General features: G+C 75.6%; 13 protein-coding genes and 1 pseudogene. 11 read left to right on the plus strand and 3 right to left on the minus strand.

Annotated features, from left to right (window positions below):
- Positions 1–247 (plus strand): annotated as a pseudogene (locus HLB15_RS05160) (sensor histidine kinase); the annotation flags it as partial.
- Positions 240–881 (plus strand): response regulator, encoded by a 642-nt coding sequence (locus tag HLB15_RS05165; RefSeq protein WP_171104237.1) that lies wholly within the window; start codon positions 240–242, stop codon positions 879–881. The pseudogene HLB15_RS05160 and the gene HLB15_RS05165, both read left to right, overlap by 8 nt.
- A gap of 7 nt (positions 882–888) precedes the next feature.
- Here the strand turns inward: HLB15_RS05165 and HLB15_RS05170 are convergent, their stop codons facing one another.
- Positions 889–1362, minus strand: a complete 474-nt coding sequence (locus tag HLB15_RS05170; protein ID WP_171104238.1) for a GNAT family N-acetyltransferase — start codon at positions 1360–1362, stop codon at positions 889–891.
- A gap of 142 nt (positions 1363–1504) precedes the next feature.
- Here HLB15_RS05170 and HLB15_RS05175 point away from each other — a divergent pair, with 142 nt between their 5' ends.
- Complete coding sequence (locus tag HLB15_RS05175) at positions 1505–1810, plus strand: hypothetical protein (protein ID WP_171104239.1); 306 nt, start codon at positions 1505–1507, stop codon at positions 1808–1810.
- Positions 1811–1852: 42 nt separating this feature from the next.
- Here HLB15_RS05175 and HLB15_RS05180 read toward each other — a convergent pair whose 3' ends face one another.
- Positions 1853–2335 (minus strand): glutathione peroxidase, encoded by a 483-nt coding sequence (locus HLB15_RS05180; RefSeq protein ID WP_171104240.1) that lies wholly within the window; start codon positions 2333–2335, stop codon positions 1853–1855.
- 58 nt (positions 2336–2393) lie between these two features.
- Between HLB15_RS05180 and HLB15_RS05185 the strand changes: the two genes are divergently transcribed.
- From HLB15_RS05185 to HLB15_RS05210, 6 genes are read left to right on the plus strand one after another with little or no spacing between them, the layout of a single operon-like run.
- Complete coding sequence (locus HLB15_RS05185; protein WP_229784944.1) at positions 2394–3401, plus strand: pseudouridine synthase; 1008 nt, start codon at positions 2394–2396, stop codon at positions 3399–3401.
- On the plus strand, positions 3398–4639 hold the full coding sequence (gene alr, locus HLB15_RS05190) for an alanine racemase (RefSeq protein ID WP_171104241.1): 1242 nt from the start codon (positions 3398–3400) through the stop codon (positions 4637–4639). The genes HLB15_RS05185 and alr overlap by 4 nt, the downstream gene beginning before the upstream one ends.
- A complete protein-coding gene (gene tsaE, locus HLB15_RS05195) occupies positions 4632–5216 on the plus strand; it encodes a tRNA (adenosine(37)-N6)-threonylcarbamoyltransferase complex ATPase subunit type 1 TsaE (protein ID WP_171104242.1) in 585 nt (194 codons plus the stop codon). The genes alr and tsaE overlap by 8 nt, the downstream gene beginning before the upstream one ends.
- 43 nt (positions 5217–5259) lie before the next feature.
- Positions 5260–6000 (plus strand): tRNA (adenosine(37)-N6)-threonylcarbamoyltransferase complex dimerization subunit type 1 TsaB, encoded by a 741-nt coding sequence (gene tsaB / locus HLB15_RS05200; RefSeq protein WP_171104243.1) that lies wholly within the window; start codon positions 5260–5262, stop codon positions 5998–6000.
- Complete coding sequence (gene rimI / locus HLB15_RS05205) at positions 5997–6548, plus strand: ribosomal protein S18-alanine N-acetyltransferase (RefSeq protein ID WP_171104244.1); 552 nt, start codon at positions 5997–5999, stop codon at positions 6546–6548. The genes tsaB and rimI overlap by 4 nt, the downstream gene beginning before the upstream one ends.
- Positions 6545–7423 carry a sulfurtransferase gene (locus HLB15_RS05210; protein WP_171104245.1) on the plus strand — a complete coding sequence of 293 codons (879 nt, stop codon included), beginning with the start codon at positions 6545–6547 and terminating at the stop codon, positions 7421–7423. The genes rimI and HLB15_RS05210 overlap by 4 nt, the downstream gene beginning before the upstream one ends.
- A gap of 2 nt (positions 7424–7425) precedes the next feature.
- On the opposite strand, the gene HLB15_RS05215 is transcribed toward HLB15_RS05210, so the two are convergent.
- A complete protein-coding gene (locus tag HLB15_RS05215; protein ID WP_171104246.1) occupies positions 7426–8148 on the minus strand; it encodes a hypothetical protein in 723 nt (240 codons plus the stop codon).
- A gap of 149 nt (positions 8149–8297) precedes the next feature.
- On the opposite strand from HLB15_RS05215, the gene HLB15_RS05220 reads away from it, so the two are divergent.
- Positions 8298–9317 carry a helix-turn-helix domain-containing protein gene (locus HLB15_RS05220; protein WP_171104247.1) on the plus strand — a complete coding sequence of 340 codons (1020 nt, stop codon included), beginning with the start codon at positions 8298–8300 and terminating at the stop codon, positions 9315–9317.
- A 176-nt stretch (positions 9318–9493) separates the two neighbouring features.
- Complete coding sequence (locus HLB15_RS05225) at positions 9494–14155, plus strand: S8 family serine peptidase (protein ID WP_171104248.1); 4662 nt, start codon at positions 9494–9496, stop codon at positions 14153–14155.
- The last annotated feature ends 32 nt before the right edge of the window (positions 14156–14187 follow it).

The raw sequence follows: 14187 nt of genomic DNA on the forward strand, positions 1-14187 counted from the left end.
CCGCCACGGCGGCCCCGGCCCCGTGACGCTCGCCGTGCGGCACGACGCCGACGCCGTGCACGTCGAGGCGGCCAACCCCGTCGCCGGGCGGCGCGGGCGCCGCGCGTCGGGCGGGCGGGGGCTGGCCGGGATCCGCGAGCGCGCGGCCCTCTTCGGCGGCACCGTGAGCGCAGGACCTGACGACGGCCGCTGGGCGCTGCGGGTGACCCTGCCTGCCGTGCTCCCGAAGGAGGAACCCCGTGCCTGACGCCCCGGTCCGCGTGCTCGTCGCGGACGACGAGCCCCTGGTGCGCAGCGGTCTGCGCCTCGTCCTCGACGCCGAGCCGGACCTGGAGGTGGTCGGCGAGGCCGGCGACGGGGCCGAGGCGGTCGAGCTCGCGCGGGCGCTGCGGCCCGACGTCGTCTGCATGGACGTGCGGATGCCGGGCGTGGACGGGCTGCGGGCGACCGAGCTCGTGCTGCGGCTCCCGGACCCGCCGCGGGTGCTCGTGGTGACGACGTTCGAGCACGACGGCTACGTGCTCGACGCGCTCACGGCGGGCGCCTCCGGGTTCCTGCTCAAGCGGGCGCGCGCCGACGAGATGGTGCAGGCGGTCCGCACCGTCGCCGTCGGGCAGAGCCTCCTGTACCCGCAGGCGCTGCGGGACCTGGTGCGTACGCGACCGCGGGCCGCCCGAGGGGCGCCGTCGCTCACGCCGCGCGAGCGCGAGGTGCTGGGACTGGTGGCCGACGGGCTGACCAACGCCGAGATCGCCGCGGCGCTCGTGGTGGGCGTGGAGACGGTGCGCACGCACGTGGCGTCGGTGCTCGCGAAGCTGGGCGCCCGCGACCGGACGCAGGCCGTGGTGCTCGGGTACCGGGCGGGCCTGGTCGAGCTGTAGGGGTCGCTCAGCCCCGGGGCAGGACCATCTCGACCTCGTCGGGGAACGGCGGGTACTCGGCCTGCTGCGTGCGGCCCGTGCGGCGCCAGCCGAGGTGCTCGTAGAAGCCGATGGCCTGGTCGTTGTCCGCCAGGCACCACAGGCGGGGGTCGGTCATCTCCGCGACGGCCGCGTCCATGGCGGCGCGGGCGAGCCCGGTGCCCCAGCGGGAGGGGTGCACGGCCAGGTGCCGCAGCAGCCTGCGGTCGTGGGCCACGAAGCACGCGAGGCGGCCCTCGTGGGCCTCGTCGTCGAGCACGAGCACGCGGACGTCGGGCTCGGTCAGCGCCGACTCCCACTTCGCCAGCACCTCGTCGGACGGGAAGGGGTAGAGACCGGGCGGGAAGATGTGGCCGAGGGCCGCGATCCCGGCGGCACGCTCGATGTCGAGGAGCGCACGGGCGTCCTCCGCGGTGGCCTGCCGGAACCGGTCGGTCTCCATGCCCTCAGCGTACGGGCCGGCCGACGCCGGGGCACGGCCTCGTCGTGGTACGGCCCGACGTGTCCGCGGGCCCGCGGAAAAGTCGTCTGCAACATTCTCGCGAAGTGCTGTGACCTCCGGACGGTTCGCGCGTCTGGGGTGCATGACAAGTACAGCATTCAGCGCGGTGATGTCCCGCCTGTCGGCACTCGACACGCTCTCCCTCCGGGTGGGTCAGGACTGGCTCGCGTTCGGCCTCGACCGGGTCGACGTGCTGGTCATCGACGTCCTGACCCTCAGCGAGCACACGGCACGGTCGCTGGTGCACCGGCACCGGCTGGTCGAGCAGGATCCCGAGCCGGGTCGTGAGCTCGGCCTCACCCGGGTGTGGGTCGGCTGGGTGGGCGACGTCGCGGACGTGGCCCCGGTGTCGATCCGGCTCACGCTCGCGCCCATGGACGACGGGTGACGGGGCCCGGGTGCCGCCGCCCGGTCGGCGACGGCCAGGACCTCAGCGCGGCAGGTGCGCCTCGATCTCGCGGACGATCGCCGGGTCGTCCGGCAGGGTCTTGGGTGCGTACCGGCGCACGTCGCCGCCGGGCAGCACGAGGAACTTCTCGAAGTTCCAGCGGATCTTGCCCGAGTGGCCCGTGTCGTCGGCCGTCTTCTTCAGCTCGGCGTACAGCGGGTGGGTGTGCCGCCCGTTCAGCCGCACCCGGTCGAGCACCGGGAAGGTGACGCCGTAGGTCATGGAGCAGAACTCGGCGATCTTCTCGTTCGAGCCGTACTCCTGCAGGAACTGGTTGCTGGGGAAGCCGAGCACCGTGAAGCCGCGGTCCTGGTAGCGCTTCTGCAGCTCCTCGAGCGTCGCGTACTGCGGGGCGAGCCCGCAGCGCGAGGCCACGTTGACCACGAGCACGACGTCGCGCTCGTGCTCGGCCAGCGTCATCTCGGCGCCGTCCATGGTCGTGAAGGGGATGTCGTAGAGGGTCACCCGCTCATCCTGCACCCGGACACGCGGCCGGGGGAACGCGCCGCGTTACCGTGGCGGGGTGACCACCCGCCGCCGCACCGGCCCCGCGCCGCACCGCCCGCCGCTGCCGGTGCGCGAGGGCCTCAACCCCACCCGGCTGGTGCTCCCGCACGACCCTGCCACCGTCGCCCGCTTCCCGTTCGCGCTCGACTACCTGCTGCACCGCTTCGCCGCCGACGAGGAGCGCCTGCGCGAGAAGGTCGCGCTCGGTGAGGTCGTCACCGGGCACGGCGAGCCGGTGGGCCCCACCACGCCGTACGAGCCCCGCGGTTTCCTCTACCTCTACCGCGACCCGCCCGAGCACGAGGAGCACGTCCCCTTCGAGCCCGAGGTGCTGCACCGCGACGACGACCTGCTCGTGGTCGACAAGCCCCACTTCCTCGCCACCATGCCGCGCGGGCGCTGGGTCCGCGAGACCGTGCTGGTCCGCCTGCGCACGGCCCTCGACCTGCCCGAGCTGTCGCCCGCCCACCGGCTCGACCGCGGCACGGCGGGCGTCCTCGTGCTCACCGTGCGCCGCGAGGTCCGCGGCGCCTACCAGGAGGCGTTCGCCCGCCGCGAGGTCCGCAAGGTCTACGAGGCCGTCGCGCCCCTCGCGCCCCGGGGCGGCACGCTGCCCGACGGCGTCCCGCTCGCCCCGGGCGAGCCGCGCACCGTCCGCAGCCGCATCGTCAAGCGCCGCGGCGTGACCCGCGCCGAGGAGGTGCCCGGCGAGCCGAACGCCGAGTCCGTCGTCACGCTCGTGGCCGCCGACGACGCCTCCGGCCTCGGTCTCTACCGGCTCGAGCCGCACACCGGCAAGACCCACCAGCTCCGCCTGCACATGGCCTCGCTCGGCCTGCCGCTGCTGCACGACCCCTTCTGGCCCGAGCTGCGCGCCACCGACCCCGACGACCACGCCAGGCCCCTGCAGCTCCTCGCCCGGTCGCTCGAGCTCACCGACCCGTTGTCGGGCCGGCCGCGCCGTTTCGAGTCCCGCCGCACACTCTCCGCGTGGCCCGCGCAGGTGCGAGAATCGAACCGATGAGCACCACCCCCGTCTACCCCGCCCGCGCGATCGTCGACCTCGACGCGATCCGCGACAACGTGCGCGCCCTGCGGTCCACCGCCGGGTCCGCGCAGGTCATGGGTGTGGTCAAGGCCGACGCGTACGGGCACGGGCTCGCCCCCGCCGCCCGCGCCGCGCTCGCGGGCGGGGCGACCTGGCTCGGCGCGGCCCAGACCAGGGAGGCGCTCGCCGTGCGCGCGGCCGTCGGACCCGGGCCACGCGTGCTCACCTGGCTCTACTCGCCCGGCGCCCCGTTCGCCGACCTCGTGCGCGAGGACGTCGACGTGGCCGTCGCCGGCGCCTGGGCCCTCGACGAGCTCGCCGACGCCGCCCGCGCCGTCGGCCGGGCCGCCCGCGTGCACCTCAAGGTCGACACCGGGCTCGGGCGCAACGGGATCATGCCCGGCGACCTGCCCGCCGTCCTCGACCGCGCCACCGCGCTGCAGTCCGAGGGCGCGCTGACGGTGGTCGGGGTCATGTCGCACTACGCGCTCGCCGACGAGCCGGACGACCCGTCGGTCAAGATGCAGACGCATGCGTTCGACGAGGCGGTCCGCGCCGTCGAGGCGGCGGGTCTGCCGATCGAGGTGCGGCACATCGCCAACTCCGCCGCGACGCTGACGAACCCCGCCGCGCACTACGACCTCGTGCGCCCCGGCATCGCCGTCTACGGGCTCTCGCCGGTGCCGCAGCTCGCCGTGCCCGGCGACCACGGGCTCCGGCCCGCCATGACCCTCGAGGCCCGGCTCGCGACCGTGAAGCGCGTGCCGGCGGGGCACGGCGTCTCGTACGGCCACGCCTACACGACGACGCAGGACACGGTGCTCGGCGTGATCCCCCTCGGCTACGGCGACGGCATCCCGCGCCACGCCTCGGGCGGCTCGCTCGGCCCGGGCGGCCCCGTCCTCGTCGGCGGCGGCGTGGACGACGTCGCGGCCCCCGACGCCGGGCTCGGCACCGCCCGCGTGCTGCGCATCGCCGGGCGGGTCTGCATGGACCAGGTCGTCATCGACCTCGGCCCGTACGCCCCCGAGCAGGCGGGCGACGTCGTCACCCTGTTCGGCGCGTCGGACGGCCTCACCCGTGCCGGGGCGCCCAACGCCGAGGACTGGGCGCAGGCCGCAGGAACCATCAGCTACGAGATCGTGACCCGTCTCGGGGCCCGTGTGCCCCGTGTCTACGTGGGCACGGCAGGAAGGGAGACCGCCGGTGAGTGAACCGGGCACCACGACGTCGGAGGCCGTCACGCTCGAGCTGCCCGACGCCGACGCGACCCGCGCCCTCGGCACAGCGCTCGCCGGGCTGCTGCGTGCCGGGGACCTCGTGATCCTCACGGGCGACCTCGGCGCGGGCAAGACGACCCTGACCCAGGGGCTCGGGGCAGCGCTGAACGTGCGCGGCCAGGTGGCGTCCCCCACGTTCATCGTGGCGCGCGAGCACCCGCCCCTGCCCCGCGAGGACGGCACGCGCGGTCCGGGGCTCGTGCACGTCGACGCCTACCGTCTCGGCGGCCTGGGCGAGCTCGACGCGCTGGACCTCGACTCCTCGCTCGAGGACTCCGTGACGGTCGTGGAGTGGGGGCGCGGCCTCGCCGAGGCGCTCGCCGACGACCGCCTGGAGATCGACCTGGAGCGCCCGCGGGGCGCCGTCCCCGGGTCCGGTGCAGGGTCCGGTGCAGGGTCCGGCGCGGTGGACGGTCTCGAGGACGACCCCGAGGCAGGGACGCGGACGGCGACGGTACGCGCCGTCGGGCCGCGCTGGGCCGGCGTGGACCTCGGGGTGCTGCGGGGCTGAGCGCCTCCTCGGCGCCGTCGCGCCGCCGTAATACCCTGGTCGCGTGGCCGTTCTCGCTCTCGACACCTCCGCAGCCGTCGCCGTCTCCCTCGTCGGCGAGGACGGCACGCGCCTCGCGTCCCGCTCCTCCGACGAGCGCCGCAGGCACGCCGAGTCGCTCGCACCCCTGATCACCGAGGTCCTCGACGAGGCGGGGGTCGCGCGGACCGACCTGACGGCCGTCGTCGCGGGTACCGGCCCGGCCCCGTACACGGGCCTGCGCGTCGGGCTCGTCACGGCGCGCACGCTCGCGCTGTCGCTGGGTGTCCCGGTGCTGGGCGTGCCGAGCCTCGACGCCCTCGCGGTGCAGGCGGTCAGCGACCTCGGGCTGCGGCCGGACACCGAGATCCTCGCGACCTCGGACGCGCGCCGCAAGGAGGTCTACTGGGCGCGCTACCGCGTGGTCGCGCACGAGGGGTCGCACGGGCTGCCGGTCGTCGAGCGCCTCGACGGCCCCGGCGTCGACCGGGCGGGGTTCGTCGCGCAGGCGCAGCTCACCGGCGAGCCGGACGAGCAGCCCGTCGTGATCGGCGAGGGCGCCATGCTCTACCCCGAGTTCCTCCCCGTGGTCGACGACGCCCCCGCGGTCCCCGACGCCACCGTGCTCGGCCGGATCGCGCTCGTGCGCCGGGACGCCGGGGAGGACCAGCCGTCCGAGCCGCTCTACCTGCGCCGTCCGGACGTGCACGAGCCGAGCCGCACGGCTCCGGCCCTCGGGGGCAGCGTCCAGGGAGGTGCCGCGTGATCACGGAGGTGCGGCTGCGCCCGCTGCGCAGCGCCGACTTCGACCGCGTGCTCGAGCTCGAGCGCCAGCTCTTCGGTCGCGGCGCCTGGACCTACGGCATGCTCGCCGACGAGCTCGCCGCGCTCGGCCGGTGGTACGTCGTGGCCGAGCCGGAGCGGCTGGACCGGGCGGGCGACCAGCCCGTCGTCGGTTACGCGGGGCTGTGGTTCGACGGCGACGTCACCCAGGTCATGACCATCGGCGTCGACCCCGCGGCCCAGCGGCACGGCGTGGGCCGCCAGCTCATGACCGCGCTCATCGAGCGCTCGCGCAAGCTCAAGGCCGGCGCGGTGCTGCTCGAGGTGCGGGTCGACAACCAGCCCGCCATCGAGATGTACCGCTCCTTCGGGTTCGAGGTGCTGGGCGTCCGCAAGCGCTACTACCAGCCCGAGGACAAGGACGCGTACACGATGCGCCTCGACCTGTCGGCCGCCCCGGACGCGACGGCGGACGCCCCGGTGGACGGTCCGACAGGCGGTCCGGACGACCGGACGGGGGACGCCGCGTGAGGGAACGAGTGCTGGTCGACGTCGCCACGCTGGCGGCCGACCTCCAGGTCGGTGCGGGCGCCGGCCCGGCCATCGACCCGGCCGAGGGGAGGCCCGTCGTCCTCGACGTGCGCTGGGCCCTCGGCATGACCGACGGGCACGAGCAGTACCGGGCGGGCCATCTGCCGGGCGCCGTCTACGTGGACCTCGAGACCGAGCTCGCCGCGCACGCCTCACCCGCCCACGGGCGCCACCCGCTGCCGTCCGCGGCCGCGTTCCAGGAGGCCGCGCGCCGCTGGGGCGTCTCGGCCGGCTCGCGCGTGGTCGTCTACGACTCCGTCGGGGGCACCTCCGCGGCCCGCGCCTGGTGGCTGCTGCGCTACTTCGGCGTCGCCGACGTGCGCCTGCTCGACGGCGGGATCGCGGCGTGGACCGCGCAGGGGCTCGCCCTCGAGCCGGGCGAGGTCACGCCCGAGCCGGGCGACGTCGTCGTGCGGGCGGGCGGGATGCCCGTGCTGGACGCCGACGAGGCGGCCGCCCTGGCCGACGGCGCGGGCGTGCTGCTCGACGCGCGTGCGGGCGAGCGGTACCGCGGCGAGGTCGAGCCCGTCGACCCGCAGGCCGGGCACGTCCCGGGTGCGGTCAGCGCGCCGACCACCGAGAACCTGCGGCCCGACGGGCGGTTCCTGTCCACGGCCGACCTGCGGCGGCGGTTCGCCGACCTCGGCGTGCCCGCGGGCGGCGACCCCGCCGTCGGCGTGTACTGCGGCTCGGGGGTGACGGCGTCGCACGAGGTGGCGGCGCTCGCCGTGGCGGGGGTGCCCGCCGCGCTCTACCCGGGGTCGTGGTCGCAGTGGTCCAACGACCCGTCGCGCGAGGTGGCGACGGGCGCCTGACCTCAGGGGTCGACGCGCTCGTCGTTGAGCACGGAGATCTTCTGCCACACCTTGCGGGACATGCCCATGGTGAGCGTCTCGATGGTGGACACGGTGTTCAGCACGATGTCGTCCTGCGACTCCTCCGCGCACAGGGCCGCCGCCTTGCCGACGATGGACAGCAGCTCGGTGCAGTACTCCAGGTAGTACTCGACCTGCTCGGGCGTGAGGTCGACGTCGTGGTCGTCGAGGCTGCCCGCGAACGCGTCGCGGAGGCTCTCCGGCTCCTTGGTGAGCTGGTGCATGTCGATGATGTGCGCCAGCGAGCGCAGCCGGTGGAGCTTGGTCAGCAGGTCGGACCGCTGGACGCGCTGCGGCAGGGAGTGCAGCACCACGACGGCGACGGCGACGAACACGAGGTCGTTGACCGCGCTCTCGATGAGCGGGAGCCAGTCGAGCCCGTTGTCGGGTGCCTCGGTGAAGGCCGAGTCGACGGCGAACCCGAACGCGACCACCGCCACCAGCACGACGAGGGTGATGAGGCCGTGCGACCCGCCGCGGACCAGGCGGCTGCGCCGGCGGGAGTCCGCGGACGTGTCGGCCACCTGCTCGGTGAGGGCGGCGAGCTCCTGGGCCACCCGGTGGATGCCGCGGTCGGGGAAGCGCGCACCGATGCGGTCGCGCAGGCGGTGAGCCGTCTCGATGACGGGGACCGGCTCCAGCTTCTCGAGCGTTCTGTCGGGCACGGGTGGCAGCGTAGAGCGCGGAGCGCGCCGGGCGGGGGCCGCGCTCGCGGACGGTCGGGTGAAACCGGGTGCGGACGGGTCACCAGGTACATGCACATTGATAATGTTGGCGCCCGCCGGCGCACGGGCGCCGCGGACAGGAGCGAGAGATGGCACGTCGGGCGGACGCTGCGTCGGGGCTCCTCGCCGTCGTCGGGCTGGCACCCGAGCAGGAGCTCGCCTACCGCCACGTCCTCTCGGTGGGGGCGGCCTCGGCGACCGAGCTCGCGGCCGCGATGGAGGTCGGCGAGCCGGTCGCGGACGCGTGGCTCGACCACCTCGGGCACCTGGGGCTGGTGCTGCCTGTCGACGGCACGGCGCGGTTCGCGGCGGTGGACCCGCGCAGCGCGCTGCGCGCCCTCACGGACGACCAGGGCACCCGGCTCAACCTGCTGCGCGAGCACATCCCCGAGCTCGCGTCCGTGTTCGAGGACTCCCGCCGGGACGCGCACGCGCCGACCCTGACGCGGCTCCTCTCGGGGCACGCCGACATCGCGGACTGGTACGGCCGCCTCGGGCACGAGGTGGAGGAGGAGTTCCTCGGCTTCGACCGGCCGCCCTACGTGGTGACGCCGACGGACTCGCTCGAGGGGCTGGCCATCCGCCGGGGCGTCGTGTGGCGGTCGGTCTACGGCGCGGCGTCGTTCGACCTGCCGGGCCGGCTGGAGCGGGTGCGCCAGGACGTCGCGATGGGGGAGCGGGCCCGCGTGACCTCGACCGTGCCGGTGAAGCTCGCGATCATCGACCGGCGCCTGGCCCTGGTGTCGCTCAACCTGTCGGAGGAGACCCCCGAGGCGCTCGTCACGGCGTCGCCGCCGCTGGTGGAGGCGCTGTGCCTCATGTTCGAGAGCTACTGGGAGCGGGCGCAACCGCTGCGGCAGTGGCGTGCCGACGGTGCGCGGGAGGCCCGGCCCGCGCCCGGCCGGGCGGGCAGCGGCCGGGCCCCCACGCCCGAGGAGCGGGAGCTGCTGGCCCTGCTGGTGGCCGAGGTCAAGGACGACGTGATCGCCCGCGAGCTCGGCATCTCGGTGCGGACGCTCGGGCGCAGGCTGCGCGAGCTGATGGACACGCTCGGCGCGACGAGCCGGTTCCGGGCGGGCGCCGAGGCGGCCCGGCGCGGCTGGATCTGACGCGCGGCCGCGGTTACTCCCGCGTGACAGCGCTGTTTCGTGGCTGACCGATCTCTGCCAGCGTCGGGTTCCGGACAGCCGGCGGCATTGCGTCCCGGATGCGGTGGTCTGTACCAACGGAGGCGAGCGGCACCGAGTGCGGGGCCGCGCCCCCAGCTCTCCGAAGGACGTCCCGCGTGCGCGTACGACCACTGCCGACCCGGTCCGCCGGGCCCGGCGCCTCCCGACCGACCAGCCGCCTGACCGCGGCCCTGCTCCCCGCCGTCCTGGTCCTGTCCTCCGCCGTGCCCGGCGCCGCGGCACCGTCGGCCGGCCTCGACCCGGCCGACCTGCCTCCCGGTGCCGTCGCCCTCGCCGACGAGAAGGCGCCGGGCGCCGGCCGCCCCGGCGCCGGGCTCGAGGACGGCCGGTACGTCGTGGTGCTGCGCGACTCCGCCGTCGCCACCTACGACGGCGGGATCGGCGGCCTGCGCGCGACGGCCGTGCCCGACGGCGCCCGGCTGCGGGCGTCCGGCCCCGACGCCCGCGCCTACCGGAGCTACCTCGCCGGAAGGCAGCAGGACGTCGCGCAGGACGTCGACGTCGAACCCCTCGCCTCCTACACCGTGACGACCAACGGCTTCGCCGCCGACCTCACGGCCGAGCAGGCCTCGGCGCTGCTCACCGACCCGCGCGTGTCCGCCGTCGTGCCGAACGAGATCGTGCACGTCGCCGACGAGTCCGGAGCGGCGGGCACGCCCGGCATGGCCACCTCGACCGACTACCTCGGGCTGTCCGGGGACGACGGCGTCTGGGCGTCGGTCGGCGGCGTCGAGGAGGCCGGGGCCGGCGTGGTCGTCGGCGTGGTCGACACCGGCATCGCGCCCGAGAACCCGTCGTTCGCCGGCGAGCCCCTCGGGACCCCGCCCGGCGACGAGCCGTACCTCGACGGCGACACGATCACCTACGAGCGCTCCGACGGCGGCACGTTCCGGGGCCGGTGCGTCACCGGCGTCCAGTTCGACGCCGGCGACTGCACGACCAAGGTGATCGGCGCCCGCTACTACGTCGACGGGTTCGGCGCGGCGAACATCGGCTCCGAGCAGGTGGGCGAGTACCTCTCGCCCCGTGACGGCGGCGGCCACGGCTCGCACACCGCGAGCACGGCCGCAGGCAACACCGGGGTCGAGGTCACCTCGCCCGTGCCCGCCGTCGTCTCCGGCGTCGCCCCGGCCGCCCGCATCGCCGTCTACAAGGCCTGCTGGTCGGGCGCCGACCCGCAGACCGACCTCGACGACGGCTGCGCGACGGCGGACCTGCTCGCCGCGATCGACGACGCCGTGGCCGACGGTGTCGACGTCATCAACTACTCGATCGGCAGCTCGCCAGGGACCACCTACTCCGTCGTCGACCAGGCGTTCCTCGCGGCGGCCGCCGCGGGCGTGTTCGTCGCGGCGGCCGGCGGGAACTCCGGGCCGGACGAGTCGACCGTCGACAACCTCTCCCCGTGGATCACGACCGTCGCCGCGACGACCTACCCCTCGTCCGACGCCACCGTGCGCACGGGAGCGGGCGACGCGTTCGTCGGCGCCTCCGTCACCGTCCCGGAGGGCGGGCTCACCGGGCCGTTCGTCGACGCCGCCGCCGTCGGCGCCGCGGGGGCCGACGAGCCCGAGCTGTGCGGACCCTCCACCCTCGATCCCGAGCAGGTGGCCGGGACGATCGTGCTGTGCCGGCGCGGCACCGTCGACCGCGTGGCCAAGTCTGCCGAGGTCGCGCGGGCCGGCGGCATCGGCATGGTGCTGGTCAACCCCGAGACGAGCTCGCTCGACCTGGACGCGCACAGCGTGCCCACCGTGCACGTCGACAGCACCGCGCTCGCGGCGCTCACCGAGTATGCGGCGTCGGTCGACGCGACCGTGACGCTCGAGGACGGCAACACCACCGGCGAGGCGACGCGCCCGGTGCCGCAGGTGGCGGGCTTCTCGTCGCGCGGACCGGTCACCGTCGACGGTGGCGACCTCATCAAGCCCGACGTCGCCGCCCCCGGCGTCAACGTCCTCGCTGCGGGCGCCAACCCGGCCCCTGCCGCGGGCGTGCACGTGTTCATGTCCGGCACCTCGATGGCGTCCCCGCACGTCGCCGGCCTCGCGGCGCTCTACCTCGGCGAGCGGCCGTCCGCGTCCGTCGCCGAGGTGAAGTCGGCGCTGATGACCTCGGCGGCGGACACCGTGGACGGCGACGGCGCACCGGCGCCCGACCCCGCGGCGCAGGGCAACGGGCAGGTCGTCCCTGCGGCGTACCTGCGCCCCGGCCTGCTCTACCTCGCGGGGCTCGACGACTGGAAGGCCTACGTCGCGGGCGTGGGCGCGGACGACCTCGGCGTGCCGCCGGTGGACCCGTCCGACCTCAACCTGCCCTCGGTCGGCATCGGCGGTCTCGCGGGTTCCCAGACCGTCACGCGCACCGTCACGGCGGCGCAGGCGGGCACATGGACGGCCGCGGTGACCGGGATGCCCGGCGTCGACGTGACGGTCGAGCCCGCCACGCTGGTGTTCGGCGCGGCCGGCGAGGAGCAGGACGTCGCGATCACGTTCACCCGGCGGGACGCCGCCCTGGGCGACGTCACCTCCGGCTACCTCACGTGGTCCGGCGAGGACGTGCCGTCGGTGCGCAGCGCGCTGGCCGTGCGCTCGGTGGCCCTCGACGTGCCGGCGGCGGTGAGCGGCACCGGCACGACCGGCGACGTCCGGATCGCCGCCGGCGTGGGCGAGACCGCGACCCTGCCCCTGACGGCCGATGGCCTCGCCCGGGGTGAGGTCACCGGCGGGACGGGGACGGTCGGCGGGCCGACCCACCGCTACGCGGTCGACGTGCCCGAGGGCGCCGTGCACGCGCGGTTCGCCCTCGACGCGGGCGACGACACCGCCGACCTGGACCTGTTCCTGTTCCGGGAGAGCGAGTTCGGCGGGCTGGAGCGGGTCGACCAGTCGGCCACGGGGTCGGCCGACGAGCAGGTCGACGTGACCGCCCCGGCGCCGGGCACCTACGTCGTCGAGGTGGACTTCTACGCCGGCGGTACCCGGCAGCCCGAGGCCCTCGACTACACGCTCACGTCGTTCGTGCTCGACCCGGCGGCGGACGAGGGCGGGTTCACGACCGACCCGGCCACGCTCGAGGGGACGCTCGGCGAGCGGCCGGTCGTCACGGCCTCGTGGCGGGACTTGGCCCCCGGCGCCTACCTCGGCGCGGTCTCCTTCGGCGACACGGGCCTGCGCACGCTGGTCACCGTCGACGCCGGGACGGCGGAGCCGCAGGAGCCGGGCGAGCCCCGCCTGACGGTGGGGCCGGAGTGGGCCCGTGCGGGCGGCGACCTCCGCGTGACCGCGACCGGCCTGGCCGGCGACGTCGTGCACGAGGTCGTGGTGGACGGCTCGGCCACGCCGCTGCGTACCGGGGCCGCCGCGGCGTCCGGCCGCCTGGACTGGTACGTGACGCTGCCCGGTGACCTCGCCGAAGGTGACCACACGGTCACCCTGCGCGGGCCCGGCACGGAGGTGTCGGAGCGGTTCCGCGTCTCGCCCGTGACCCTGAGCTCGCTGTGGGGCTACGCGGTCGGGGCCTGGGACGGGCGGCCTCGGGTCGAGCTCGACGCGAGCTACTCCGGCGCGGGCACCGTGCGCGCGACGATCGTCAACGCGCGGACGGGGGAGACCTACCTCGACACGGTGGACGAGCTGCCGTCCAACCCGTGGCTCCCGACGCTGTCCTACCAGAGCGCCCGGGTGCCGGCGGCGGCAGAGCCGCTGGTCGGCACCCTCACGGTGCGGCTCGCGGACGGCTCGGACGGACCGAGCCTCACCACCGAGCTCACCCCCGACCCGATCGAGCCCAGCACGGTCGGGCTGACCCCGCGTGCCGACGACCCCGACCGCCTCGAGGTGACCGTCGACAACCGCTCCGGCACGGCCCTGTACCCGCTCGTGCGCTACACCCTCTGCGACGGCGGCCGGATCGAGGCGACGGGCTACGCGCCCGAGGGGAGCAACGCCGAGACGTACGACCTCACCGGGGTGACGCGCGTCGAGCTGTTCGCGGACGACGCGCTGGTCGGCACGTACGAGAACACCGACGGCCCGGCCCGGTGCGCCGACGCGGTGCCCGAGGTGACGCAGGATCTCTGGGCGCACCTGTCCGCGCCCGAGGACCCGGAGGACCCGGAGCGGCCCGTCGCGTACGAGGTGGGCTTCCGCCACGCGGCGTACTCGCCCGGCTTCTGGCTCGAGGTGGGCGAGGGGCCCGAGCGGTACGCCGAGGACCCGTTCCACAGCGAGGGCGTCCCGACGGAGGTCGTCACCGAGCAGGGCCCCGTGGTCACGCGGTCCTTCACGCTGCCGGAGGCCACGCCGGCCTGGGCGGTCGCCACGTACGAGGCGCAGACGCCGATCATCCACTACCAGGGCATGGCCTGGCTGGAGACCGGGGCGGTGACGGTCGACGAGCTCCGCCCGCAGGAGCCCGGCGGGCCGGACCCGACGCCCGACCCGACGCCGGACCCGACGCCCGAGCCGTCCGACGAGCCGACGCCCGAGCCGTCGACCAGCCCGTCGGCGGAGCCGACCGATCCCGGCGCCGAGCCGACGGCGGACCCGCAGCCGACCGAGATCCCGGGGCCGGGCAAGCCGGGGACGGGCGGCTCATCCGACGACCCGGCCGGCACCGCCGACGGACCCGGTGGTCTCGCGGCGACGGGTGCCGAGGTCGCCCTGCTGATCACCGTGGCGCTAGCGCTGCTGGTCCTGGGTACGGGGGCGATCCTGCTCGCCCGGTACCGGCGGCGGCGTCCGGCCGTCGACTGACGGCGAGGACCGGGGGCGCGCCGCGCGGCGCG

This window comes from Promicromonospora citrea (genome assembly GCF_013004695.1).
GTDB lineage: Bacteria > Actinomycetota > Actinomycetes > Actinomycetales > Cellulomonadaceae > Promicromonospora > Promicromonospora citrea.

Coding starts and splice junctions, on each gene's coding strand:
- HLB15_RS05170 (WP_171104238.1), bottom strand. CDS start 1,362: ATGGAGACCGACCGGTTCCGGCAGGCCACCGCGGAGGACGCCCGTGCG.
- HLB15_RS05175 (WP_171104239.1), top strand. CDS start 1,505: ATGACAAGTACAGCATTCAGCGCGGTGATGTCCCGCCTGTCGGCACTC.
- alr (WP_171104241.1), top strand. CDS start 3,398: ATGAGCACCACCCCCGTCTACCCCGCCCGCGCGATCGTCGACCTCGAC.
- HLB15_RS05220 (WP_171104247.1), top strand. CDS start 8,298: ATGGCACGTCGGGCGGACGCTGCGTCGGGGCTCCTCGCCGTCGTCGGG.